General features: G+C 44.8%; 24 protein-coding genes. 13 read left to right on the top strand and 11 right to left on the bottom strand.

Annotated elements, in window-relative coordinates; all coding sequences use genetic code 11:
- Nucleotides 1-107: 107 nt before the first annotated feature.
- Both R2S67_RS02720 and R2S67_RS02715 read right to left on the bottom strand, forming a co-directional pair.
- Complete coding sequence (locus tag R2S67_RS02720; RefSeq protein WP_074190254.1) at nt 108-965, bottom strand: alpha/beta fold hydrolase; 858 nt, start codon at nt 963-965, stop codon at nt 108-110.
- 129 nt (nt 966-1,094) lie between these two features.
- Nucleotides 1,095-1,685 (bottom strand): TetR/AcrR family transcriptional regulator, encoded by a 591-nt coding sequence (locus tag R2S67_RS02715; RefSeq protein WP_005392013.1) that lies wholly within the window; start codon nt 1,683-1,685, stop codon nt 1,095-1,097.
- A 252-nt stretch (nt 1,686-1,937) separates the two neighbouring features.
- On the opposite strand from R2S67_RS02715, the gene R2S67_RS02710 reads away from it, so the two are divergent.
- Entirely contained in the window at nt 1,938-2,963 is a 1,026-nt protein-coding gene (locus R2S67_RS02710; protein WP_225461458.1) for an acyltransferase, read from the top strand.
- 420 nt (nt 2,964-3,383) lie between these two features.
- Nucleotides 3,384-4,814 (top strand): sodium:proton antiporter NhaD, encoded by a 1,431-nt coding sequence (gene nhaD, locus R2S67_RS02705; RefSeq protein WP_005392020.1) that lies wholly within the window; start codon nt 3,384-3,386, stop codon nt 4,812-4,814.
- Nucleotides 4,815-4,851: 37 nt separating this feature from the next.
- Here nhaD and R2S67_RS02700 read toward each other — a convergent pair whose 3' ends face one another.
- Nucleotides 4,852-5,247 (bottom strand): GFA family protein, encoded by a 396-nt coding sequence (locus R2S67_RS02700; RefSeq protein WP_006740934.1) that lies wholly within the window; start codon nt 5,245-5,247, stop codon nt 4,852-4,854.
- 201 nt (nt 5,248-5,448) lie between these two features.
- On the opposite strand from R2S67_RS02700, the gene R2S67_RS02695 reads away from it, so the two are divergent.
- The gene (locus R2S67_RS02695; protein WP_006740933.1) at nt 5,449-6,057 is read left to right on the top strand and encodes a YitT family protein; all 609 of its coding nucleotides are present in this window, start codon (nt 5,449-5,451) and stop codon (nt 6,055-6,057) included.
- Nucleotides 6,058-6,136: 79 nt separating this feature from the next.
- Here R2S67_RS02695 and R2S67_RS02690 read toward each other — a convergent pair whose 3' ends face one another.
- The 3 genes from R2S67_RS02690 to R2S67_RS02680 all read right to left on the bottom strand — a co-directional run bounded on the left by R2S67_RS02690 (nt 6,137) and on the right by R2S67_RS02680 (nt 8,902).
- On the bottom strand, nt 6,137-6,955 hold the full coding sequence (locus R2S67_RS02690) for a hypothetical protein (RefSeq protein ID WP_317342064.1): 819 nt from the start codon (nt 6,953-6,955) through the stop codon (nt 6,137-6,139).
- Nucleotides 6,956-7,055: 100 nt separating this feature from the next.
- Nucleotides 7,056-7,538, bottom strand: a complete 483-nt coding sequence (locus R2S67_RS02685; RefSeq protein ID WP_006740931.1) for a methylated-DNA--[protein]-cysteine S-methyltransferase — start codon at nt 7,536-7,538, stop codon at nt 7,056-7,058.
- Complete coding sequence (locus tag R2S67_RS02680; RefSeq protein ID WP_317342063.1) at nt 7,535-8,902, bottom strand: AlkA N-terminal domain-containing protein; 1,368 nt, start codon at nt 8,900-8,902, stop codon at nt 7,535-7,537. Before R2S67_RS02680 ends, R2S67_RS02685 begins: the two co-directional genes overlap by 4 nt.
- 194 nt (nt 8,903-9,096) lie before the next feature.
- Here R2S67_RS02680 and R2S67_RS02675 point away from each other — a divergent pair, with 194 nt between their 5' ends.
- From R2S67_RS02675 to R2S67_RS02665, 3 genes are all read left to right on the top strand, one after another.
- Nucleotides 9,097-9,300 (top strand): hypothetical protein, encoded by a 204-nt coding sequence (locus R2S67_RS02675; RefSeq protein ID WP_317342062.1) that lies wholly within the window; start codon nt 9,097-9,099, stop codon nt 9,298-9,300.
- 326 nt (nt 9,301-9,626) lie between these two features.
- The gene (locus tag R2S67_RS02670) at nt 9,627-10,070 is read left to right on the top strand and encodes a DoxX family protein (RefSeq protein WP_317342061.1); all 444 of its coding nucleotides are present in this window, start codon (nt 9,627-9,629) and stop codon (nt 10,068-10,070) included.
- 9 nt (nt 10,071-10,079) lie between these two features.
- A complete protein-coding gene (locus tag R2S67_RS02665) occupies nt 10,080-10,775 on the top strand; it encodes a pirin family protein (RefSeq protein ID WP_074190261.1) in 696 nt (231 codons plus the stop codon).
- Nucleotides 10,776-10,856: 81 nt separating this feature from the next.
- Here R2S67_RS02665 and R2S67_RS02660 read toward each other — a convergent pair whose 3' ends face one another.
- A complete protein-coding gene (locus R2S67_RS02660) occupies nt 10,857-11,750 on the bottom strand; it encodes a LysR family transcriptional regulator (RefSeq protein WP_005374436.1) in 894 nt (297 codons plus the stop codon).
- 148 nt (nt 11,751-11,898) lie between these two features.
- On the opposite strand from R2S67_RS02660, the gene R2S67_RS02655 reads away from it, so the two are divergent.
- Nucleotides 11,899-12,252: a DUF413 domain-containing protein gene (locus R2S67_RS02655; RefSeq protein WP_005392041.1), complete on the top strand. Its 354-nt coding sequence runs from the start codon at nt 11,899-11,901 to the stop codon at nt 12,250-12,252.
- Nucleotides 12,253-12,406: 154 nt separating this feature from the next.
- Here the strand turns inward: R2S67_RS02655 and R2S67_RS02650 are convergent, their stop codons facing one another.
- Complete coding sequence (locus R2S67_RS02650; RefSeq protein ID WP_005392042.1) at nt 12,407-12,658, bottom strand: DUF3081 domain-containing protein; 252 nt, start codon at nt 12,656-12,658, stop codon at nt 12,407-12,409.
- Between the two features lie 374 nt (nt 12,659-13,032).
- Between R2S67_RS02650 and nagB the strand changes: the two genes are divergently transcribed.
- Complete coding sequence (nagB, locus tag R2S67_RS02645; RefSeq protein WP_006740926.1) at nt 13,033-13,833, top strand: glucosamine-6-phosphate deaminase; 801 nt, start codon at nt 13,033-13,035, stop codon at nt 13,831-13,833.
- A gap of 90 nt (nt 13,834-13,923) precedes the next feature.
- Here nagB and R2S67_RS02640 read toward each other — a convergent pair whose 3' ends face one another.
- A complete protein-coding gene (locus R2S67_RS02640) occupies nt 13,924-14,790 on the bottom strand; it encodes a glycerol kinase (RefSeq protein WP_317342060.1) in 867 nt (288 codons plus the stop codon).
- A gap of 152 nt (nt 14,791-14,942) precedes the next feature.
- Complete coding sequence (gltS, locus tag R2S67_RS02635) at nt 14,943-16,169, bottom strand: sodium/glutamate symporter (protein WP_006740924.1); 1,227 nt, start codon at nt 16,167-16,169, stop codon at nt 14,943-14,945.
- A gap of 415 nt (nt 16,170-16,584) precedes the next feature.
- Here gltS (R2S67_RS02635) and R2S67_RS02630 point away from each other — a divergent pair, with 415 nt between their 5' ends.
- Genes R2S67_RS02630 through R2S67_RS02620 form a run of 3 tightly spaced genes read left to right on the top strand, consistent with a single transcriptional unit; the run spans nt 16,585 to nt 18,640 of the window.
- Nucleotides 16,585-16,956, top strand: coding sequence for a GntR family transcriptional regulator (locus R2S67_RS02630; protein ID WP_085344466.1), 372 nt, complete (start codon nt 16,585-16,587; stop codon nt 16,954-16,956).
- A complete protein-coding gene (locus tag R2S67_RS02625) occupies nt 16,953-17,810 on the top strand; it encodes an ABC transporter ATP-binding protein (protein WP_317342057.1) in 858 nt (285 codons plus the stop codon). The genes R2S67_RS02630 and R2S67_RS02625 overlap by 4 nt, the downstream gene beginning before the upstream one ends.
- Nucleotides 17,810-18,640, top strand: a complete 831-nt coding sequence (locus R2S67_RS02620; protein ID WP_317342055.1) for a hypothetical protein — start codon at nt 17,810-17,812, stop codon at nt 18,638-18,640. The genes R2S67_RS02625 and R2S67_RS02620 overlap by 1 nt, the downstream gene beginning before the upstream one ends.
- Before the next feature lie 101 nt (nt 18,641-18,741).
- Here the strand turns inward: R2S67_RS02620 and gltS (R2S67_RS02615) are convergent, their stop codons facing one another.
- Nucleotides 18,742-19,977 carry a sodium/glutamate symporter gene (gene gltS / locus R2S67_RS02615; RefSeq protein ID WP_006740921.1) on the bottom strand — a complete coding sequence of 412 codons (1,236 nt, stop codon included), beginning with the start codon at nt 19,975-19,977 and terminating at the stop codon, nt 18,742-18,744.
- A gap of 866 nt (nt 19,978-20,843) precedes the next feature.
- Between gltS (R2S67_RS02615) and R2S67_RS02610 the strand changes: the two genes are divergently transcribed.
- Nucleotides 20,844-21,638: a DUF4344 domain-containing metallopeptidase gene (locus R2S67_RS02610; protein WP_085344469.1), complete on the top strand. Its 795-nt coding sequence runs from the start codon at nt 20,844-20,846 to the stop codon at nt 21,636-21,638.
- A 27-nt stretch (nt 21,639-21,665) separates the two neighbouring features.
- A complete protein-coding gene (locus tag R2S67_RS02605; protein ID WP_005392063.1) occupies nt 21,666-22,052 on the top strand; it encodes a thiol-disulfide oxidoreductase DCC family protein in 387 nt (128 codons plus the stop codon).
- The last annotated feature ends 72 nt before the right edge of the window (nt 22,053-22,124 follow it).

Genomic DNA, 22,124 nt, shown 5'->3' with positions numbered 1-22,124 from the left:
TTATCTCATAACGAGAAAAGCGATACCATAGACGAAAAACAATCCTAGGTATTGATTTCAAATCGAATTAGCCCAAAACGGACCGAGCCAATTAGCAAGCATGAAGATTACCAAGCACGATCGAGTAAACGGTCAAAACTACTGAAGACTTGTGCACACTTCATCACTCGGCCATGGCCTTGACCTTGCGTTGTCACTAACTCAACATTTTCAATCTCTTCAGCGGCTTGTGCAGAAATACTGTACTTCGTGAACTTATCCTGCTCATCATGAACAATGATGGCTGGAGACGAGCGCTCAGCCAAACGCTTCAGCGGATCAATTGACTGTAATGGGTAACCAAATTGATCTTCAACTTCAGAAACTACGGCATTAAAAAGCTTCATCGAATAACCTGAACGCGCAATGCTACCGAATAGGTTCTCTACGTAATTCAATACCGGTGCAATAAGCAGTAAAGGCTTGTTTTCTAATTTGCTATGTCTGCACTCAAGAGCAGAAGCGGTGCCCATGCTGTGCCCAACTAGACCAACAATATCGTCTACCGTATCTAACACATCTTCTAACCCTTTGACAAAACCCGGAATGTGCCCATACTGCCCTTCACTCTCACCATGTGCTGGATGATCGTATGCCAAAGCGGTGAAACCTTTCGACGCAATATGTTCCATCAACGGATAAAACTGACTTGCGGTGCCAGACCAACCATGAGTTAACACCCAAATAGGTCCAGAGCCCAAAGTGTAGGTTTTGATAATGCCTGCATGCCCTTTAATTTCACCCTTGGCAAGTCCTTGAGGTTCGGTGTTTTTAGGTGCTGTGCGAGCAGGTGTCAGGAGCAACTTACGCGCGGTATTCTTTGCATGGGAAGGGGCCAGCGTATGGTGTAAACGCGTACTGATGTTCACCAAACTGCGCTTAATACTGAAACGTTGCGATGTATTAAAGTAAATTTTTTCACTCATGATTATGTCCTTAACTATCAGCTACGCACAAAAATAGAACGGTCGTGCTTTTTATGCTGATAAGAAAGAGCGAACTCAGCCGCTCTTTATGATTTTATGTCTACAAATCTGGAAAGCGAATAACTGGTATCAGCCTTTCCAGCGAGAAAATAAGTTGTCGATCCCTTGCCAAAACAGGCGCAAGCTTTCTTCCTCACCTTTAATTGAGTAAAAAACATGCGCACTCAAATAAAGACCGTATAAATCAAACGTTGCTTGGCGTGTATCTAAGTCTGCTGCAAATTCTTGCTTCTCTTTGCCTTTCGTTATTTGGATCTCCAAATAGCTCAGCCAAGTGTCTATGGATTTACGCAGTCCGGCCTGAAGTGGGCAATCTTTATCTGCCGTGTCATTCCAAGCGTCTAGAAACATACAACTTCCTTGAAATGCGTGGTTCCAAGTCATCCAAGAGTCGAGCAACCCTCGAATTTTACGTTCGATATTGCCATCCCCTGCTTCACGAACAGGCTCAATAACCCGAGCAGCGAACACTTTATTGGCGTGCTCCAATACCGATAGTTGTAAATTCAACTTCGAATTGAAGTGAGCAAACAGACCACTTTTCGACATACCGCATTGCTTGGCTAACTCACCAATCGTAAGACTTTCTAATCCGTCTTCGCTGGCGATCTCAAAAGCCCGTTGCAGAATAAACTCTTTTGTCACTTTTCCTTTTTGCATAATCTTATTTTTAGCACGATCGTTCTTTTTTGCAATCTAGAGTTAACTGGTCTAACCATACATTAGTGTCATTTTCGACTCGCTAATCACGTATTGAGTTGGTTAATGGGTTAATAATTAAGAAGTTTGAAGTAAGTCTTAAATTTAAACACAGCTTCAGTGTAAGCGCGAGTCTGTTGACTTTTTCACGCATTAATTCAGCCACAACCTGCTACTTTCACCTAAGTTTTTTTTATTTAGGTAAGTAATGTAATGGCAAAGAAACAAAAAATAGCCAGCTTAGAGTTTGCGCGTATTATTGCGATGTTTGCAATTATAGGATTGCACTGCCAGATGGCCCTGACATACTGGCAATGGGATGGAATACCGTGGGTTGGTTATATGCTCAACCAATTGGCTCGTTTTGCTGTGCCACTGTTTTTTCTCATTTCTGGTTATCTTATCCAGCCCAAGTTAAGCCGCGCACCTATCGAAACACTAAAAAACTACGCCAAACCACTGATGAAGGTTTGGCTCATTTGGAGCGTGATCAGTTTATTGATGCCATTCCAGTGGCAAACTGTCGCTGAGGCGGGGTATCTCGCCGAAAGGCAGGGCTACTGGGGCTACTTAATGTCGACCCCGTTCAATTCACTCGTCGAAGGCGGGCTCGTTCACCTGTGGTTTATTCCAGCTCTGGTCATTGCCGTTGCCTTAATTGCCTTCCTCGTGCATATCAATATGGCTCAATTGGTACTGCCAACCGCCGTATTGCTATACATATACGGCGTGTTTGCTGGCAGTTATTCGACCATTACCGATCTGCCAGCGCCTTTCTTTACTCGTAATGGGCCGTTTTTCAGTACGTTGCTGGTAACACTGGGTTATCTAGCACGAGAAGAACAGTGGCGATGGTCGCGAAACAATACGATTCGATGCATTCTTCTTGGTATGGCGCTGCACTTTGGTGAAGCTTATTGGCTAATGCAACACGAGGTCGCTTTTAATTCTCACGACTTCCTGTTTGGTACTGTTATCTGGGCCCTGGGTGTCTTTATGTGGCTCTTAGTCCACCCACATTTTGGCGATATGCCTTGGGTATTCAAACTATCTCCTAGCGTGTTAGGCATTTATGTTAGCCATCTGCTTGTGATAATTATAATGATGAATGTCGCTGGATTTATCGGGTTGCAACACCTCGCGAAAGACGCATTTATTTATCCTGCAACGATTGTCGCAACCATAATACTTGTGAAAGCAATTGAGGCTTCACCGTTGAGAAAATGGCTGCTGCGCTAAATCCATTCAGCGCTCGATATAGCTAGCTCTAACTCAAAAGGGTTAGAGCTAGCCAGTTAAAAATGAGATTTCTCTCTCACTGACCAATTTTTGACTTTCTAATCCTTCAGAATTTGCCGTCACTCACAAAAAACATTGTTCATTTCCTTTAAATTGGCTCGACTATTACAACATTGCTCATTAAACGGAGGCTGTATGTGGGCAGGTCAAGGACTCGTTCCTTTTTTAGAGATTAGCCATTGGTTAACTTATGGTTTGTATGCCGCTGTGGTTTTATTTGGCGCAGCAAGCATTGCGTCACTCAGAAAATAGTGGCGCACACTATCATTTCCTAACTCCTACTGTTAATTCGAGCTCTCTCACAACTAACTCATTAATTTGTGGCTAATATTTCTCCAACCAGACAAAGGAGAAATGTCTATGCCAATCTATCCAATTGTGGCTTTCTGCTGTTTGTTGTTCTCTAGCGCCACCTTTGCTGCACCCACCAATGAACTGAACCTTGTTAATTCTGGTGTCGGTTACGCGGCTCTCATTATCTTTTCGATTGCTTACATACTGGTTATGTTGGAAGAGTATCTGAAAATGAGAAAGTCCAAGCCTGTGCTGCTCGCTGCAGGGTTAATTTGGATTCTGATTGGCTACACCTTTGCTCAACACAACCAACCAGAAATCGCCAAATCCGCATTAGAACACAACTTGTTGGAATACGCGGAACTGCTGCTGTTTTTGTTAGTAGCGATGACTTACATCAATGCTATGGAAGAGCGCAAACTCTTCGATGCCTTACAGGCGTGGATGGTCGGCAAAGGCTTTGGCTTCAAAAAGCTGTTTTGGCTGACGGGGTTTCTCGCCTTTATTATTTCCCCAATTGCCGATAACTTAACCACAGCCCTCTTGATGTGCGCTGTGGTGATGAAAGTCTCTGGTGATAATCCTAGATTCGTGAATCTTGCCTGTATCAATATTGTTATCGCTGCCAACGCTGGCGGTGCATTCAGCCCATTTGGTGACATTACGACCCTGATGGTGTGGCAAGCTGGGCATGTCAGCTTTGCTGAATTCATCCCGTTATTCGTCCCGTCACTGGTGAACTATTTGGTTCCTGCGTTTTTGATGTCACTCTTTGTTCCAAACACCAAACCGAATACGATTCACCAACACGTAGAACTGAAACGCGGCGCGAGACGTATTGTCGCACTATTCATTCTGACGATTGCCACCGCAGTCTCTTTCCACGCTTTGCTGCACTTCCCACCCGTTATGGGCATGATGATGGGCTTGGCCTACTTACAATTTTTCGGCTACTTCTTACGCCAAACACTCAAACATTCTTTGGCAAAAAAAGCGGCTATGGCAATTGCCAATGGCGACGATCACGCATTAAAACGCTTAGGTTCAGTCGTTCCGTTTGACGTGTTCCACCGTGTATCTCGAGCAGAATGGGATACCTTGCTGTTCTTCTACGGCGTAGTGATGTGTGTCGGCGGTTTGAGCTTACTTGGCTATCTCGAACTGGTTTCAAACGTCATGTACAACCAATGGAACCCTGTCTGGGCCAACGTGATGGTTGGTGTTCTATCTGCCATCGTCGATAACATTCCGGTTATGTTTGCTGTACTGACTATGGAACCAAGCATGTCGATGGGGAACTGGTTACTTGTCACATTGACTGCGGGTGTGGGGGGCAGCTTGCTTTCAATTGGCTCTGCGGCAGGTGTCGCATTAATGGGAGCCGCGCGTGGTCAATATACCTTCTTTGGCCACCTAAAATGGGCTCCCGTCATCGCCTTGGGTTATGCGGCCAGTATTGCAGTGCATTTGTGGATGAATAGCGGTTTATTTACCTAAAAGCACCGCGCGTCAGGCGCTTAACTTGCGATATAACCTAACGGTCAGATGGATGGTTAACGCCATCCATCACTTCGATAGTTCCCAATTCATATGGGTTGACGCCCTCTAAACAGCCGACATTATAGCCGTACTCACTCGGGTCAGAGCGACGCTGATGGTGCGTATAAATACCACATTCGCCACAGAAAAAGTGCTTCGCTGTGCGAGTGTTAAATTGATACAGCTTCAAAACGTCTTCGCCTTGCACGATACGAATACCATTCAGAGGCACAGATGCCACAATCGCGCCGCGACGTCGACACATGGAGCAATCACATCGTCTCGGCTTCTCAATACCATTAGGTAATGCAAGTTCCAGCTCAACTTTTCCGCAGTGACAACTCAGTCGATGTAATGCGTTGATTTGGGTAGTGCCGACTTTCTTAATCATAACTTTTCCTTGTTGTTTTTCTACCTGTGTACATTATGTTAAACAGGCTAGCATCAGCACAATCTTGTCCAAAAACTCGACATTCATCACTTTTCGCGACATTTTATTGGCCGATTTGTTAGTTGCTATTTTGGCAACTGTTTATCTCGTTGGATGGACGTGTTGTCTCCGGCGCGGTTTTTAAACCAAGGAAAAAATTTTATGGATAAAGATCATAGCCTAAGAGAGAACCTCTTGGCTCTGACGCTCGGCAGTGCGTTAGTGTCGCTTGGGGTAATATTTTTCAGCAAAGTAGGATTGCTCACCGGAGGTACGGCTGGTTTGGCGATCTTCCTTACCAAAGTGAGTGACTTCAGCTTTGGTCAGATATTTTTCGCTCTCAACCTCCCTTTTTATATTTTGTCTGTAATGCGCATGGGATGGCGCTTCACCATTAATACTTTCATTGCGGTCTCGATTGTTTCTTTTGCGGTCGATCATCTGCACCATGTGATTGAAATTTCACGAATCGAACCTTTCTATGCAGCACTTCTAGGTGGTGGGTTAATTGGAATAGGTATGTTGGTGATTTTCCGTCACAAGATGAGTTTAGGCGGTTTTAACATTTTAGCGTTGTACCTTCAGGAACGTTTTGGGATTCGAGCTGGTAAAGTTCAGATGGCGCTCGATTGTGCCATCGTAGTGATGTCGCTGTTCATTGTGGATGTGCACCTTATCGCTCTATCCGTCCTAGGTGCCGTGGCGACAAACTTGATTTTGGCGATGAACCATAAACCAGGACGATACCAGGCAAAAGCGCAAATAGCCTAATCAACATCGTGTAATGAGTGAACTTACAAAATATGAGCCCCGAGCCATTCGCTCGGGGCTTTTTTATTCAACGTTGAGATCATGTCAACGAACTCGTTGCGCAGTATTGCTGCATCCCCACATCCACTTGAGCTTTATATTTCTGGCTAAGATGGAAGTGTACTTGCATCAGCAAATCATGCGCATGGAACAGCTCAAACGCGTCGCCACCATTTTGCTGACAAATGGCTTCGCAGCGCTCGGCATGCTGCTTGGCTTGTCCGGCTTCACCCGCTTTGAGTAAACTCATCGCTAAGCGATACTCAGCACGTTCTTCTTGCATCCAACCACCCGCCACTTTCCAGTAATCCAACGCGAGCTTGGCCGCTTCTAGCATCCTCGATTTTTCCACATCCGTGCGCTCAGCCAGCGCTTCATACTGACACGCCAAGTTGTTTGCTGTGATTGCAATAGAGCGTGCTAGCGGCCCTTCAGCATCTTGTGGTGTCATACCTAGCGCGGCTTTCGCCAGCCATTGGCTCGCCAGTTCAAGCTGAGCAAGCGCAGAAAGTTCATTCGAAATCAGAGCGTAAACTCGTCGTTGGTCTTGCTCTGCTAACAACCCCACACAGTCAGTGCCATCAACGAAAAAGCGCGCAACGGCAATACTGCGTTGCAATGCCGAACTCTCGGCAACCTTGCGTTCATCAAAGTGCTCTAAGCAGGTAAGAAACTGTTCTGGGCACTGGAGGTGACCAATCGCGGTGTGCAGCATCAATGCGAATATTCGCTCGATGTGGCTAACGTTTTCCACCTCACTCAGAGCCGTTTCCAATTGAGCATAAGTTTGTTCGGGCTGTGTTTCGTGATGCTGCCAACACTCACTCATGAATGCATCAAAATCCGTTTTGAAAGGCATGTCCTTATTATCCTTTTTCTATTCGTATAACGAATATGAAACTCTACACTATCGTTTCCCCTGTGCAGCACGCTTAGTCACAATATGAGAATCGCCTCACTTAAAGCGGTGTACCTTGCTCCAACGCAAGTAAACGTTGCTTGCGCTCTACTCCACCAGCATACCCTGTCAATTTACCGCTTTTGCCAATAACGCGATGACAAGGCACCACGATAGAAATAGGATTTTTTCCGTTTGCCAACCCAACAGCGCGCACAGCTTTAGGGTTGCCAATCGCGTTGGCGAGATCTTGATAGCTCCACGTCTCGCCGTATGGAATGGTCGTTAGTGCCTGCCAAACTTGATTTTGAAAATCCGTGCCTGTAGCCGCCAAAGGCAGCTCAAATTCATTACGTAGGCCAGAAAAGTATTCATTCAACTGGGTAACAGCTTGGCGCAAAATCGGGTGTTGATCGTCTCGCGCTCCCAGTTCACTCGGCTTAGTGGTGCATGTTTCAAACCAAATGCCAAGCAAGCCCTCTGCGTTAGATTGGATGGTCACCGTTCCTAATGGGCTCGGCATTTCGGTATAAAATGTTTTCATGATTGATTCCATAAGTGAAACGTCGCGTAGCTTCCCCAAGGGGCCGCAGTGTGCATATTCAGTGATGGGTAACGCTGCATCGCCTTTTTCACCACCAAGTCTTTATCTAAAAAGCAATCGGGTTGAGATTGCCCTCGCAGTTGAGCATAACTGACTGTCCAAGGTCCAATGCCTTTCAAAGCTAGCCACTGCTGGGGGTCGGCTTCTGAGTTGTCCTGCATGAACTGGGCGAAGCGCACTAGCGTCTCTTTACGGCTTTGCGGCATGCGCAAAAAGCTCACGTCGGTATTAGCTATCGCATCTGGTGTCGGGAAAAAGCGTTTTTCTGACTCTCCACTAAGTGTGGTCACCAATAAGTTAAGTTGACCAATCGCCGCTTTAACCGACACTTGTTGGCCTAAAATCGCTCGAACTCCAGCCTCCCATGCATTCCATACACCAGGAATCCGAATACCTTTACTCGACACAAGCCCCGGTGCGACATAATCCAAATGCTGCTCAACAGTACAAATATCGGCGTCAAGATCGAACATACGACGAATGTCAGACACCAAGTTTTGCAGCTTCGTTACGTCTTCAATTTCAAACGCTAGCTCTAGGTACCCTTCACCTTTGGTTGCTTTAAACCATGCTTTACTGGTATCCAGACAAACATTGCGCTGGTAACTCTCATCACTCACCAGCTCAACCCCCTCAATCGCTCGTAAACGGTAAAAGTTCAACATGTGCTGCCAATTCAATTCACCTCGATAAGGCAAGGCAATTCGATTGCTACCCATACCGTCAAACTCTTTGCGACGGACTTGAGAAGGCGTCAGTTTGAGAAATTTTTGGAAAGCATCGTTAAAGCGGCGCGTACTGTTAAAACCAGACGCAAACCCAACTTCGGTGACCGACATAGAACTGGAATGAAGTAACTGTTTGGCGAACATTAATTGTTGATATTGCGCATACTGCTTGGGTGACATGCCTAGATACTGCTCAAACAACATACGTAAGTAGCGATCCGAAATTCCAACACGCTCTGCTAGCTCAGACACCGAGTGGTGATGCAACTCCCCTCGATCAATTAACGAAATCGCTCGTTGAAAGGTCGTTTCTACGCCTTTCCATGCCCAAGAACCCGGCGCGCTATCAGGTCGACAGCGCAAACAAGGACGGTACCCCGCTTGGAGAGCTTGCGCTTTATCGGTGAAGTACTCTACATTTTCTTCTTTAGGTAAATTAGCCGGACAAATTGGGCGACAAAAGATCCCCGTTGTTTTCACTGCCACATAAAATCGCCCATCAAAGCGGCTGTCTCGCGCGACTCGCGCCTTATGACACTGCTCGAAAGTCAGTGAGGTATGGGGGTGAATAAACATAGTGCTTTCCTTGCTCATGCCTTTTGTCATTTATTGTTCATAGGCATCGTTCAATATAATGTTATTGTAGCTTGCTTAAGCGCCTACCATTAGCCATTTTCGGAACTCAATATTGAGATTTATTGGCATTAGCGCTTTTGTACACTAAAGTTAGATTCAGAACATCACAACAACGTCGGCTAAAGGGAATTGGCATGGACTTACACACTTGCGTAATTGTACTAAGAAACCAAAAGGTTATTACCAGTAAATCCGTAGATCATTCAATTGGAATTCTCGAACGAGACTCAGATAACGAGATCTCAGAAATTCAAATTAATGCCACGGATGGACGTAATATTCGAACCTATCACTACAACAATGTAGAGGAGTCACTAGAGAGCTTAATGAACCTCTGACGGTTTTCTTTAACACACCTTTCTCCCTTGTTAATAGCGAAAGCAATAGAGCACAGCAACCTGTGCTCTTTTTTTGTTTAACAGCAAAAATGTTTATCGAAAATAATGATGGATCCTGATTTAAAACACGACAAAACTGGCATAAAAAAACTCATAAAAAACACTCAAGCAACTGATTAAAAATAACAAAAAACCATTATTCAACTTTTTAGAACGAGTTTATCAAAATACTCCCGTTATTTTTATTCTCACCGCCACCTAAACTGTTCTCAACAGCACGGGAGCACACGCTTCCCACTCATTGAAAAGAGTCAGAGGACAGAATCATGAAAGCACTATTACAGAAAATCACCACTTCAAACGCAGGTTACAGCGCACTATCACTTCGCATTCCAATCGGCATTATCTTTATGGCGCACGGCGCACAAAAACTGTTTGGTTGGTTTGGTGGCTACGGGCTAGAAGGCACAGGTCAGTGGATGGCATCCATCGGTTTAGGTCCTGGCGTGCTAATGGCATTCCTTGCTGGCAGCGCAGAGTTCTTTGGCGGCTTGTTCATCTTGCTTGGCCTACTAACTCGCCCGGCAGCCGTTGCTTTAGCGTTCACGATGGTGGTAGCGATATTCTCCGTCCACTTTGAAAACGGTTTGTTCATGGCAAACAACGGTTACGAGTTTGGCTTAGCTTTACTGGCAGCAAGTATTTCACTGGCGTTTTCTGGCGCAGGTAAGGTCGCGCTAGATAACTTCTTGAACAAAAAGCTCTCTTAGGGAGGCCTTATGATTACGGTAAGACTTGCAGCAGACCGAGGTCGAGCAAACTTTGGTTGGCTTGATAGCAAACATACGTTTTCTTTCGGTAGCTATTACGATCCACAACATATGGGCTTTTCTGAATTGAGAGTCATCAATGACGATGTAGTCCAACCTGGCGCAGGTTTTGATACACATGGCCATCGTGATATGGAGATCATCAGCTATGTGCTGGAAGGTGTTATCGCACACAAAGACAGCGAAGGTAACGTGAAAACATTACCTGCTGGGGAATTCCAACTCATGTCGGCAGGGAAAGGGATTTACCACAGTGAGTACAATGCGTCGAACCGCGACACGCTGCGCTTTCTACAAATTTGGATTCAGCCAAATACATTTGGAACCAAACCAGGTTATCAGCAAAAAGACTTTGGTCGCACGCCTGGATTAACAACTATCGCGACTCCAACAGGAGAAAACGGTACGCTACTTATTAAGCAAGATGCCACATTACATCAGTTAATTCTTGGACCAAATAGCGAACTTAACTTTGAGATAGAATCGGGTAGAAACTTATTCGTTCACCAAGTAACGGGGAGCCTTAGCATCGACAATACCACCTTGACGGCGGGCGACGGCGCGAAGGTCGAACAGCAAAGTAAGGTTGTTTTACGCAATACATCGAACGAGAGCACAACCGCCCTGCTATTTGACTTGCCATAACTATCGATTCATCGAGATAAAAAGAAAGCCGCCTGGATTTTCCAAGGCGGCTTTTTAATTTCTCTGACTTTTCATTCAACGCTATTCGTCGGAAGTGCCGGAACCAATTTGCTGAAAACTGTAAGCCGTCAGTGGATCAATCTCTTTAACAATTTCTTCCACTTGCTTAATCGCGTCTACAGACGAGCTAGCTTTACGATAGCTCAAATAGATAGGGCGACACCAATCTTCTACGCCAGACACCTTGTGAAGCTGCCCATTGGCGATAAATGGCTCTACCAGAGAGATGGGTAAGTAAGCGGCACCGCCCTTCTCCAAAATAAAGTCCAATGCTATACGCGCTGTTGACGTGCGCAGATACGGAGCCGGGATCTTAGGGTGACGCTCAGAATGCTCTGAGGAGAAGCGCGTTCCCCAATCCACATACACGTATTTGTTTTCAAAAACGGTGTCTAAAGAGTCTTTCTCAGTCGATACCAGAACGAGAACAACATCAGCCACTTTTTTGCAGTTAAGCTCATCAGCTTTGATTTGGTCGAACGCAAATGCCATATCTAACGTGCGCTCTAGCAAGCTGCGACTGAGCATTTCCCGCCCCATTACTTCTGCCATGAAGCCATAACCACCAAATGAATCTGTGACGACACTTAAACAGTTCTGCAAGTAGGCGTCCCAAATATTTGGCGTACCACCTAACGTTAATTGCAGCGCTTTGCCATCTTCAAGTGATAACTCTAGCTTCGCTTGTTGCAATGTGGTGACCATCACCTCTGCATAACTGATTAAGCGCTCACCTGCAGAGGTCAACTTTATGTTATTTCGATCACGAATAAACAATTGCGTATCGAAGTAACTTTCCAATTGTTTGATACGTGCGCTCACTGCAGCTTGGGTAATATAAAGATTCTCAGCGGCGCGTCCGAAGTGACGAACCCTTGCCAGCTCTAAAAATGTTCGAAAGACTTTTACATCCATAAACCATCTCCTGGTTAATATAAAACCAGATTAACAACTAATTAAAATCATGACGACAAAAAAGTTTTGTTTTTCTTTTGTTAGCTTTACGCCTAATTTTCGCCGTAGTTCACTACATTCATCAATAACGGTTACAGAGGCTGTTGACATGTCTGACACTGAATTCCGTCATGGCAAAAAACGTTTTTACGACAACGTAAAATTCCCACGCGGCTTTGCAAAGTCTGGCGATTTTACTCTCTCGGAAGAGGAAATCCTAACAATTTATGGGGATACTATGCTTGGCTTAGAGTCAGGCGAATTAACACCTGAAAATAGCGAAGAGAAACACTTCATCAAGGTGCTAGAAAACCCAGGCAAAGCAAAAACAAAACTTGAGCGTACGTGGCTAAAGTACACCCAACTTGCTCGTGGTCGCAAGCGCTTCCACACGCTAAATGGTCGTAATAAGCCTGACGCGACAGAAGATTACATTGAAGAGAGTTTGGTCGAAGACGATTAATAACCAAATAAACTAATTCTCGCCTTTTTCTAGCAGTAGGTAATAGGCGAAAGCTCGTTTGGTTTGACTGAGCGAGCAAAACAAGCTCATTTCTTCTCCTAAAGCCCAAGGGCGCGTTCTCCCAAGGGCTTTTTGAGTATTTAGTGCTGCCAGTCTACTTTGCAAGCATCGCGATCTTTTTCAAAAAGCTCTCTTTCAAGTGCTCTTGGTCGTACTCCAATTGATAGGTATTGTGGAAGCCAACCTTTAGCTCAACACCATTCCCTCGTAAGAAAACGTTGTACCCGTCGTAATCGGAAAACGCTTCTACACCTTCATACATTTTGCCAAATTCGGTTGGTGTACCGTTGTTCATCACACATTCGTAAGCCTGTAGTACTTTGCTCGGATCTAACTCATTTTTCATACCGAATTCCTCACTGGTTTACACATTTCAATTATGGTTAAGGAATGAGCGTCGTGCCATGTCCATCCCATAATATTTGAAGTTCGTGTGCGGTTTCACACTCTGTAGGTTGTTAAAAAACAAGGTTAAGTGCGAAGACAGAACTTAATTTAGATCATAAATTTTATCTATCAATTCGTCAGTTTCATAATGCAATTTCTTTGTAAAAAATCGGCTTATAAAAGCATTTAGATATAAAAACAGTCGATAAAATCAACACTGGTTAAAGAAAAAGCAAAATTTTGACCTAAAACAATAGCAGTTCGTCATTACTTATTTTATAATGCGAATTAATGTTTCGGTACATCGTAAATTCCAATAACTAGGGGCACAAAATGAGACTTATCCCGTTAACTCGAGCAGCACAAGTAGGTAAGTGGGCAGCTGCGCATATCGCTAAGCGTATCAACGACTTTAAACCTACTGCTGAGCGTCCATTCGTTCTGGGTCTACCAACTGGTGGCACTCCTCTAGCAACCTACAAAGCCCTAATCGAGCTTTACCAAGCCGGCGAAGTGAGCTTCAAAAACGTCGTGACTTTCAACATGGATGAGTACATTGGCATCCCAGCGGATCACCCAGAGTCTTACCGCTCGTTCATGTACAACAACTTCTTTAATCACATTGATATCCAAGAAGAAAACATCAACCTACTGAACGGTAACACTGACGATCACGACGCAGAATGTAAGCGTTACGAAGACAAAATTAAGTCTTACGGCAAGATCAACCTGTTCATGGGCGGCGTGGGTAACGACGGTCACATCGCGTTCAACGAGCCAGCGTCATCTCTATCTTCTCGTACTCGCATCAAAACACTGACTGAAGACACTCGCATTGCGAACTCTCGCTTCTTTGACGGCGATATCAACCAAGTGCCTAAATACGCACTGACTATCGGTGTGGGTACACTACTAGACGCAGAAGAAGTGATGATTCTGGTAACAGGTCATAACAAAGCTCAAGCACTTGAAGCAGCAGTAGAAGGTTGTGTAAACCACCTATGGACGGTTTCTGCACTTCAACTTCACCCTAAAGCAGTGATTGTATGTGACGAGCCAGCTCAACAAGAACTGAAAGTGAAGACAGTGAAGTACTTCTCGGAGCTAGAAGCGGAAAACATCAAAGGTTTTTAATCCATAGGATGACAGCCTAGATGCACACTAAAATACGAAACCCGTGATCAATCACGGGTTTTTTCTTATCTGAACAGCGGGCTTAAGTCGTTAATAAGCTTTAATACCAAACTGACGAAGACGCTTAGGCAGCACTTCATCTAACTTGTCTAGTTCACTCGGTTCGACTTCGATAAGGTTAAAATGATGCTGCTCATAAACAGTACGAATGGTCTCACGGTCAGCCTCAGCCATCTCCCCAGTATCACTTCCCCAAAACTGTAAATAGACTTTACCGCCTGGCAAATAAAAATCACTGGTGACATCTTGGTCAATCGGCAGCTGACGTTCATAAGCGTGCACCACACCAGCCAAGTACAGCCAGTTGTCGATGAGCAACTCCCCCTTAGAGCGCACGTAATGCCCATCTAATGTTCGGTGTTTGGCTTCAAACTTTTGGCGAAAGCTTGAGTAAGATTTATCCGTGGAGTGTGACTCCGCATCTTGCCCTAAAAATTCAATGACAGACTGCTTAAGACGCTTATTACGCAGCACCACATCGTGCCATACGACAAAGGTATTTTGTGTCTCTTTATCGGTTCTTTGCTGGCTACCAGCGCGTATACCAGCTTCAGTGACACTCCAACCTTCTTCAGATTTGGCGATCCACCCCAACTCACTCAACAGTTGGTTCATGCGCTTCGCATTCAGTTTCAGCTTTTCACCCAACTGCGTGGCGCTTAATGTTTTCCCTGAGCTGGAAGTCAGCTCAATATGTAAATTGGTCGGCCAGACGATGAACTGGCCAAATTTAGGGTGATCCACATACTCGCCGCCAAACTTGGCGCCTTCTTCCGTCAGAATCCATTTTTCGTCTTGGCGAACAATGTAGCCAGCACGTTTGAGATCGGCAAACAACAGCTTGGCTTCAACCTTGCGCATTTTCGCTAATGCCGACGTCGATATTTTTTCAGACATGTGGGTACCTCATGCTGCTGTAGAACTGAACACTATGTCATCATAGTAACGTATTGATTTCACGGCTTGAAGTCAGAGAAACTAGATTTCGTGTTACAAATAACAAAGCCAATCTCAAGGGACTGGCTTTGTTAAGTTGAAAGAAGCGGGGGCTATTTAATAAAAGCAATGCAGCCTTGCAAAATCACTAAGTTCACAATGTCGATGAAGAATGCACCGACAATTGGTACTACCATAAATGCTTGTGGTGATGGACCATAACGACTCACGATAGAGCCCATATTCATGACCGCAGTCGGTGTGGCACCTAAACCGAAACCACAATGTCCACTGGCGATCACCGCGGCATCGTAATTACTGCCCATCATGCGGAATGTTACGTAATAAGTGAACACCGCGAGTACGGCAGACTGAATAGCAAGAATAATAAGGAATGGGATCGCAAGATCAAAGATATTCCACAATTTCAAGCTCATCAGAGCCATGGCAAGGAACAGCGATAGCGAAACCGTACCAAGAATATCAACGGTTTCTAAATCAACCTTGCGCACCTTGGTCACTTCCATGATGTTGGTGATGACAACACCAATAAACAGCGCATAAACAAAATCTGGGATCATCAACCACTTGATGCCAAAACTGCTCACCCAACTCTCCAGATAGCTCGCGCCTGTCACGCAAAGCAAAATAATGGATAAGCTTTCTACAACTCTTTTCGCCGTGACACGATCTTCTTCATGTTCGTTATAGGTCACCAATTCAGGGAAACTCTGATGGCTTTGGTTGGTGCGTCCGTATTCCGATTCTAAGTTGTGCTTGTTGAGTAACTTTTGCGCGACAGGGCTGCCAATAATCCCGCCCATGACCAAGCCAAACGTAGCAGAAGCCATCGCCACTTCTAGGACATTGTGCAAACCATACATTTCTTGAAAAGTTTGCGACCACGCCGCACCAGTTCCATGTCCGCCAGAAAGCGTAATAGAGCCGGCGATCAACCCCATGAGTGGATCTAACCCCAATGCGGTTGCTAAGGATACGCCGACCGCATTTTGGATAAGAATGTAGACCGATGCCACAACAAGGAAGATGAAAACCTTCGCACCGCCTTTAATCAGTTGGGTGTAATTCGCGGCTAAGCCAACCGTCGCAAAAAACATCAGCATAAAGGTGTTTTGCAGTGGCAAATCAAATGATACATCCACACCATTTAAGTGCATCGTCGTGATCACGCAAGCCACAACTAGACCACCAACAATTGGCTCTGGGATATTGAATTTCTTTAAGGTTGGTAATTTGGTGTTAATGAACTGCCCTAAAAATAACACGCAAATTGCGACGAGAAACGACTCTTGTGGGCCGATAGATATTACCTGATTCATGAGACCTCTTTACTCTCCTCTTTCTCATTCATTGAGCAAGCGCTCAACGTGAGATAGGTGCCTAAGTCAATCAGATTGCCTCTCGAACCTTTTGTTTTCTAGGGTGTATTTGCCACAAATTCTCATCAAGTAAGAAATGGATGCACCCAAAATCCCACTGATTATCATTATATGAGAATACCAATACCAAGCTGGTGGTAAATACCTTGATTGGATTAGAAAAATAACACTTCTCAACTTATGAGAAGTGTTTAATTTATGATCAGAACAAAGTATTCAAAATAGCAATCACATAGGTAGATATTTAGGAAAAGCGAAGGCTAGTACATACGCTTTATTTTAAATTATTACTTTCTCTCCGGCACACTAGGTGTTATACCTATATATAACACCATTTCAGCCAAGAGATTCACTCATGACCAATTGGCATGATCGCCAACCGATTTTTCGACAGTTGGCTGACCAGATCACTCAACAAATACTGCAAGGTATCTGGCAAGAAGGCGATGCTCTGCCCTCCGTTCGTAGCATCTCTGCGGATATGAAAATTAACCACCTCACCGTCATGAAAGGCTATCAATTGCTTGTTGATGAGGGGTTAGTGGAGAAAAAACGCGGTCAAGGTATGTTTGTCGCTTCAGGGGCAAAACTAAAATTGCTCGCAGACGAGAAGGCACGTTTTCTTCAACAACAAATTCCGCAGATAGCCGGCACAATACAGCGTCTGGATATGTCACTCGACGAATTCATTCAACAACTAAAACCACACTTGAAAGGTGACCAATGAGCGCATTAGTCAGTGTAAAAAACGTCTCCAAGCAATATCAGCAACAAGGAGAAGCACTGCATGAAGTGAGTTTCGACCTACATGCAGGACAAGTACTAGGCTTACTCGGCCATAATGGCGCAGGTAAATCAACGCTTATTAATGCCCTACTCGGCGCACATGAATATCAAGGCACTGTTCGTATCAACGGATTTGAACCCATTATGCAACGCGACAAAATAATGCAGAGCTTGTCCTACATCTCGGATGTGAACGTTCTGCCAGATTGGATGACTGTCGCTCAACTGCTTAACTATACCGAAGGCGTGCATCCAGGGTTCAATCGCGCTCAAGCAGATACGCTGCTTCGTCAAACGGACATCAAACCTCGTGCGCGCATCAAATCTTTATCCAAAGGGATGAAGGTGCAATTGCACCTCGCGATTGTAATCGCGACTAACACCCAAATCCTCATATTGGATGAACCGACACTCGGGTTAGATCTCGTGTATCGTGATACGTTTTATCGTCACTTATTGGAATGGTTTCACGACGGCGAGCGCGTGTTGATCATCGCCAGTCATGAAGTATCAGAGATTGAGCACTTACTGACTGATGTGCTGATTCTCAAGCATGGCCGCCCTGTACTACAAACCTCGATGGACAGTATCAGTGAAGACTACTTTATCCTTGAGGCCAGCGACGAATACCGCACACAAATTGAAGCGATGAACCCACTCTCGTCACAAAAAGGGCTCGGTTCAACGAAATGGTTACTCACTGCCCAGCATGCCCAACAAGCAGAAACAATGGGGGCCATCCATGGGGTGAAGTTAGCGGATCTATTTTTAGCATTGCAGAAGGAGGCAGCGTAATGCGTTCAGTTGTCGCGATGTTGCAAAAAGAGTGGTTGGAAAACCCTCTTGTTTTACGTATTCCACTGTTTGTGTCGGCATGTGGACTTATTCTCTTTGTCAGCTTAATGAGCAACGACACTCTACAACACAATATGTTTTTCCAAATGAGCTTTGGTGGCGATGTCAGTGACATTCACAAAGAGCTTGGTGACGATGTAAACATGTTGATCACCGGCGGGGCGGGACTGCTGTCTATCTTGTTAGCCGTTCAATACTTCCCGAGAACACTGCGCAAAGAGCGCGCAGAGGGCAGTATTATGTTTTGGCGTAGTATGCCGGTCAGCGATATAAAAACTCACTTAGTGAAGCTAGGGTTTGGTTTATTGGTGATTCCGCTTGTTTGCTCGGCGCTTGTGCTCGCAGCAGATTTGATGTTGTGGTTGCTGAACATCTCTACTGATCACCAATTGGCTTTGTTGTACCGCCAAGCCTCGTTAGGTTACGTGCTGCTGCATTGGGGAGAGTTTTTAATCAGAATGTTATTCGCCGGTATTCTACTATTACCGCTGGCATTAACCGCAATGGCTATTTCTCAGAAAGTGAATTCACCACTGGTCATTTTGTTTATCGCCATTTATGCGCTGCGCTGGATGCCAATCGCACTATTTGGCTATTACGGCCTAGATCAGTTCTTCTCCGAAGTGCTTTACCTTCCACTGCACGCCATTGTTGCACCAAGCCCATTTAATGCAATTCCTCAGGCGGGCTGGTTAAACGTTGGCATTTACGCTTTCATCGGCGTTCTTGGTTGGACAGCTAGTCTCAAATTCAGCCGAACCATTCAATAATCCGTCGTTCGATAAACGGCCAAAATCGAGCCATAAAAAAACGGTCACAACCTGTGTTGTGACCGTTTTTATTTCGACCTTAGGAGATCATGAACTTAAATTTAACCAAGGAATGAAATGTAACCTTGTAAAATGATTAAGTTAACGATGTCTATAAAGAAAGCCCCCACAATTGGCACCACCATAAATGCCTGCGGCGACGGGCCAAATCGGTTAACGATAGAGCCCATGTTCATCACGGCTGTTGGGGTTGCCCCCAAGCCAAAACCACAGTGACCACCCGCAATAACCGCAGCGTCATAGTTGCGTCCCATCACTTTGAACGTAACGTAGTAAGTGAAGATAGCTAAGACCACAGACTGCACAGCTAAAATAACCAAGAATGGAATCGCTAAGTCAAAGATATTCCATAACTTCAAGCTCATTAATGCCATCGCCAAGAACAATGACAAAGAAACGGTACCGAGCATATCGACGGTTTCTGCATCTAACTTACGAAGCTTGGTCACCTCTAAGAAGTTCGTGATGATCACACCAATGAACAGCGCATAAACAAAGTCTGGAATCATCAACCATGAGATTTCATACGTGCTAACCCATTGCTCGACATACTTGGCCCCCGTAACACAGATCAGTAGGAAGAAGAGTTTCTCCACCACTTTTTTCGCCGTTACTTTATCTTCTTCGTATTCGTTGTAGGTCACCAACTCAGGGAATTTTTCGTGAGTTTTGGCATCTCGACCACCACGACCATACTCCGATTCAATGCTGTTTTTTTCTACGAGGCGCTGTGCCACTGGGCTACCAATGATACCGCCGATGATCAAACCAAAAGTGGCTGATGCCATCGCAATTTCCAAAACGTTATCCAATCCATACACGTCTTGGAAGGTTTGTGACCACGCTGCACCTGTACCATGGCCACCAGACAGAGTAATCGAGCCAGCAATTAACCCCATCAAAGGATCTAAACCGAGCGCTGCCGCGAGTGAAACGCCAACGCCGTTTTGTATGATGATGTAAAACGATGCGACAGCTAAGAAGATAAAAACCTTCGCACCTCCTTTCATCAACTGAGTGTAATTTGCGGCCAAACCAACCGTCGCAAAAAACATTAACATAAACGTATTTTGTAACGGCAAATCGAACTCCAAGTCGATGCCGTTGAAATGAAGAGCAGTAATCATGCAGGCAACAATAAGGCCACCTACAATCGGCTCAGGTATGTTGAACTTCTTTAAAATCGGTAGCTTAGCATTAATAAAATGCCCCAGGAAAAGCACACTGATTGCGACCAAGAAGGACTCCAGTGCACCTACAGATATTAAATGATTCATATCGCCTCTTATTATTGTTCTCTTCATCCTCCGTAATGATCGAGTGTTAATTTAACCTTCATTCAATAGCAAATGTTCTCGCTTTACTGTTTCGAAAATACTCAAAAGTTGGTGTAGATGCGCCTTAGGCTAGTTTAAGGGACGCTCCTTTAGCGATGTGTCAGTTTTCCGCTGTTAGCAAGCCCTTAAATGTGAAAGGAGCCGATATAGCTCCTTCAAATGCCCCCTCGCAATACCTGTGCGTTACTGCTTGGGGTATAGTGTTGTGAGTAAATTCTGGGTGACACTTTCTGAACCACATTGGGCTCCCTTACTTAAACAGAATGTGTCAATTACTATCAAACAAAGTTCCTTCCCGTTGTAACCTCTAAACGCCGAGATCGCGTTCAAAACAATTGGGTTTGCTTGTTCCTGTCGTAGTTTTTTAACTCTGGCTCATGGTGTGTAAACGAACCGAATCCAAGGAAACTCTCAAGCTGCAACAAACGTTTTCGTCACAACGGAGTCGGATTATAACATATTGCTGATAATTTTCTTCAATTCAGTGACATTCACCAATCCCATGGTTTCGTTCCATAATGATTAACTACTGAATAGCATTTTTACAGACAAAAGAGCGAAGCAAATTCAACTTAGCCTCACAAAAAAAATAAACCTTAAAAGCCAATCACTTATCTATGGTCTCCTGAGTACAACGTGTTTTGATAGGCTTTCTGGAGGGCCTAGCAACCAAAATGTACAGTGTTGTCATGGTAGTCTTTCGAGGCTAACTACCCGGTTCTGGGTGATAAAAACAATCCCAATTATGCATCACACAAAAACATGTATAATTTTTATGTAAGTTATTCAAATAACAAGAGCCCTACATGAAAATTCATTCGCTTTTCCCTGTGCTATTACTCTGTGCCATCTCATCTGCCACTGCAGCGGAAAATATCCGTATTGAATATTCTCCCGTGGAAACAACCCATGAAAACATCGCCCTGCAATCTATCCAAAACAGCGATGTAAACCCAATTTTTGTTGAGCTATCTCAGATCCACTTTCCATTTCGCAAACCACTCACACTGGTTTACGGCGGAGAAGATGGCCCAATGTACGATCCCGATACGCACACGATACACATTCCCTACACTTTTTATTTGGAATCACTCAATTACTTCTCCAATAACCAGTATGAAGAACGCCTTGGAAAATCCCCAAAAACAGGGGCATTAGATACGTTATTACACACCTTGCTGCATGAAGCCGGGCATGCTTACATCGAAGATCAAAACATCCCTGTTCTCGGAAAAGAAGAAGATGCCGTCGATAATTTTGCCACGATCTTAATGATTGACTTCCTAGAAGATGGCGCAGAGATGGCCATTAGCGCCGCCGACATGTTCGCATTTGAGTCCGATGACAGACCGGACTACTACGACTTCGGTGAGTACATTGATGAGCACAGTTTTGACTTGCAACGCTACTTCTCTACCTTATGTTTGGTGTACGGCAGTGATCCGGAACAGTACAAGTCGCTTCTCGATGAAGTTGAAAAAGACTACCTACGAGATCGCAAAGACTTTTGCCAATACAACTACGAGAACATACGCGCGAATTGGAACCACTACCTGCAACATAATGAACCAAAAGAAAAATCGCCACGTAGAACTCAGTAAGACAAATCAAATAATAAGACGATCGCAATGACAAAACTCACCATATTTTATGACGGAACTTGCCCACTGTGCGCCAAAGAAATGCACGCACTTAAGCGACGAGATGTAAAACAAGCGATAAAAATTGTCGATATCTACAGCGATGAATTTTCTGATTACCCACAGATAGACGCGCAAAAAGCCAATACGATTTTGCATGCGCTGAATGACAACAATGAACTGATACTTGGTCTTGATGTGACTCACCGAGCATGGCAGTTGGTAGGACGAGGTTGGCTATATGCTCCACTACGTTGGCCATTACTCAAGCCAATTGCAGACTGGCTTTACCTGCGCTTTGCCAACAATAGGTATCGTGTCTCATACTGGCTTACTGGTAGCTCCCGCTGCAACTCGGGCCAATGCTCTCGCTAATTGTGATCCTGCTTAAAAATGTGAGTCTCTCTCGTCCACGATCACCAACTTCCTGTACTTCTCACCCGCCAA

Source organism: Vibrio sp. T13N (genome assembly GCF_032970445.1).
GTDB classification, from domain to species: Bacteria; Pseudomonadota; Gammaproteobacteria; order Enterobacterales; family Vibrionaceae; genus Vibrio; species Vibrio diabolicus.
The sequence above is the reverse complement of the archived record's forward strand: the minus strand, read 5'-3'. Positions and strand labels throughout refer to the sequence as shown.

What these genes read in the sequence shown, in the direction of transcription:
- R2S67_RS02695 (WP_006740933.1), top strand. Translation starts at nt 5,449, where the DNA reads ATGGATAAAGATCATAGCCTAAGAGAGAACCTCTTGGCTCTGACGCTC.
- R2S67_RS02620 (WP_317342055.1), top strand. Translation starts at nt 17,810, where the DNA reads ATGCGTTCAGTTGTCGCGATGTTGCAAAAAGAGTGGTTGGAAAACCCT.
- R2S67_RS02715 (WP_005392013.1), bottom strand. Translation starts at nt 1,685, where the DNA reads ATGCAAAAAGGAAAAGTGACAAAAGAGTTTATTCTGCAACGGGCTTTT.
- nhaD (WP_005392020.1), top strand. Translation starts at nt 3,384, where the DNA reads ATGCCAATCTATCCAATTGTGGCTTTCTGCTGTTTGTTGTTCTCTAGC.
- R2S67_RS02625 (WP_317342057.1), top strand. Translation starts at nt 16,953, where the DNA reads ATGAGCGCATTAGTCAGTGTAAAAAACGTCTCCAAGCAATATCAGCAA.
- R2S67_RS02670 (WP_317342061.1), top strand. Translation starts at nt 9,627, where the DNA reads ATGAAAGCACTATTACAGAAAATCACCACTTCAAACGCAGGTTACAGC.
- R2S67_RS02720 (WP_074190254.1), bottom strand. Translation starts at nt 965, where the DNA reads ATGAGTGAAAAAATTTACTTTAATACATCGCAACGTTTCAGTATTAAG.
- R2S67_RS02700 (WP_006740934.1), bottom strand. Translation starts at nt 5,247, where the DNA reads ATGATTAAGAAAGTCGGCACTACCCAAATCAACGCATTACATCGACTG.
- R2S67_RS02690 (WP_317342064.1), bottom strand. Translation starts at nt 6,955, where the DNA reads ATGCCTTTCAAAACGGATTTTGATGCATTCATGAGTGAGTGTTGGCAG.
- R2S67_RS02680 (WP_317342063.1), bottom strand. Translation starts at nt 8,902, where the DNA reads ATGTTTATTCACCCCCATACCTCACTGACTTTCGAGCAGTGTCATAAG.
- R2S67_RS02665 (WP_074190261.1), top strand. Translation starts at nt 10,080, where the DNA reads ATGATTACGGTAAGACTTGCAGCAGACCGAGGTCGAGCAAACTTTGGT.
- gltS (WP_006740921.1), bottom strand. Translation starts at nt 19,977, where the DNA reads ATGAATCATTTAATATCTGTAGGTGCACTGGAGTCCTTCTTGGTCGCA.
- R2S67_RS02660 (WP_005374436.1), bottom strand. Translation starts at nt 11,750, where the DNA reads ATGGATGTAAAAGTCTTTCGAACATTTTTAGAGCTGGCAAGGGTTCGT.
- R2S67_RS02650 (WP_005392042.1), bottom strand. Translation starts at nt 12,658, where the DNA reads ATGAAAAATGAGTTAGATCCGAGCAAAGTACTACAGGCTTACGAATGT.
- R2S67_RS02610 (WP_085344469.1), top strand. Translation starts at nt 20,844, where the DNA reads ATGAAAATTCATTCGCTTTTCCCTGTGCTATTACTCTGTGCCATCTCA.
- R2S67_RS02710 (WP_225461458.1), top strand. Translation starts at nt 1,938, where the DNA reads ATGGCAAAGAAACAAAAAATAGCCAGCTTAGAGTTTGCGCGTATTATT.
- nagB (WP_006740926.1), top strand. Translation starts at nt 13,033, where the DNA reads ATGAGACTTATCCCGTTAACTCGAGCAGCACAAGTAGGTAAGTGGGCA.
- R2S67_RS02630 (WP_085344466.1), top strand. Translation starts at nt 16,585, where the DNA reads ATGACCAATTGGCATGATCGCCAACCGATTTTTCGACAGTTGGCTGAC.
- gltS (WP_006740924.1), bottom strand. Translation starts at nt 16,169, where the DNA reads ATGAATCAGGTAATATCTATCGGCCCACAAGAGTCGTTTCTCGTCGCA.
- R2S67_RS02675 (WP_317342062.1), top strand. Translation starts at nt 9,097, where the DNA reads ATGGACTTACACACTTGCGTAATTGTACTAAGAAACCAAAAGGTTATT.
- R2S67_RS02640 (WP_317342060.1), bottom strand. Translation starts at nt 14,790, where the DNA reads ATGTCTGAAAAAATATCGACGTCGGCATTAGCGAAAATGCGCAAGGTT.
- R2S67_RS02685 (WP_006740931.1), bottom strand. Translation starts at nt 7,538, where the DNA reads ATGAAAACATTTTATACCGAAATGCCGAGCCCATTAGGAACGGTGACC.
- R2S67_RS02655 (WP_005392041.1), top strand. Translation starts at nt 11,899, where the DNA reads ATGTCTGACACTGAATTCCGTCATGGCAAAAAACGTTTTTACGACAAC.
- R2S67_RS02605 (WP_005392063.1), top strand. Translation starts at nt 21,666, where the DNA reads ATGACAAAACTCACCATATTTTATGACGGAACTTGCCCACTGTGCGCC.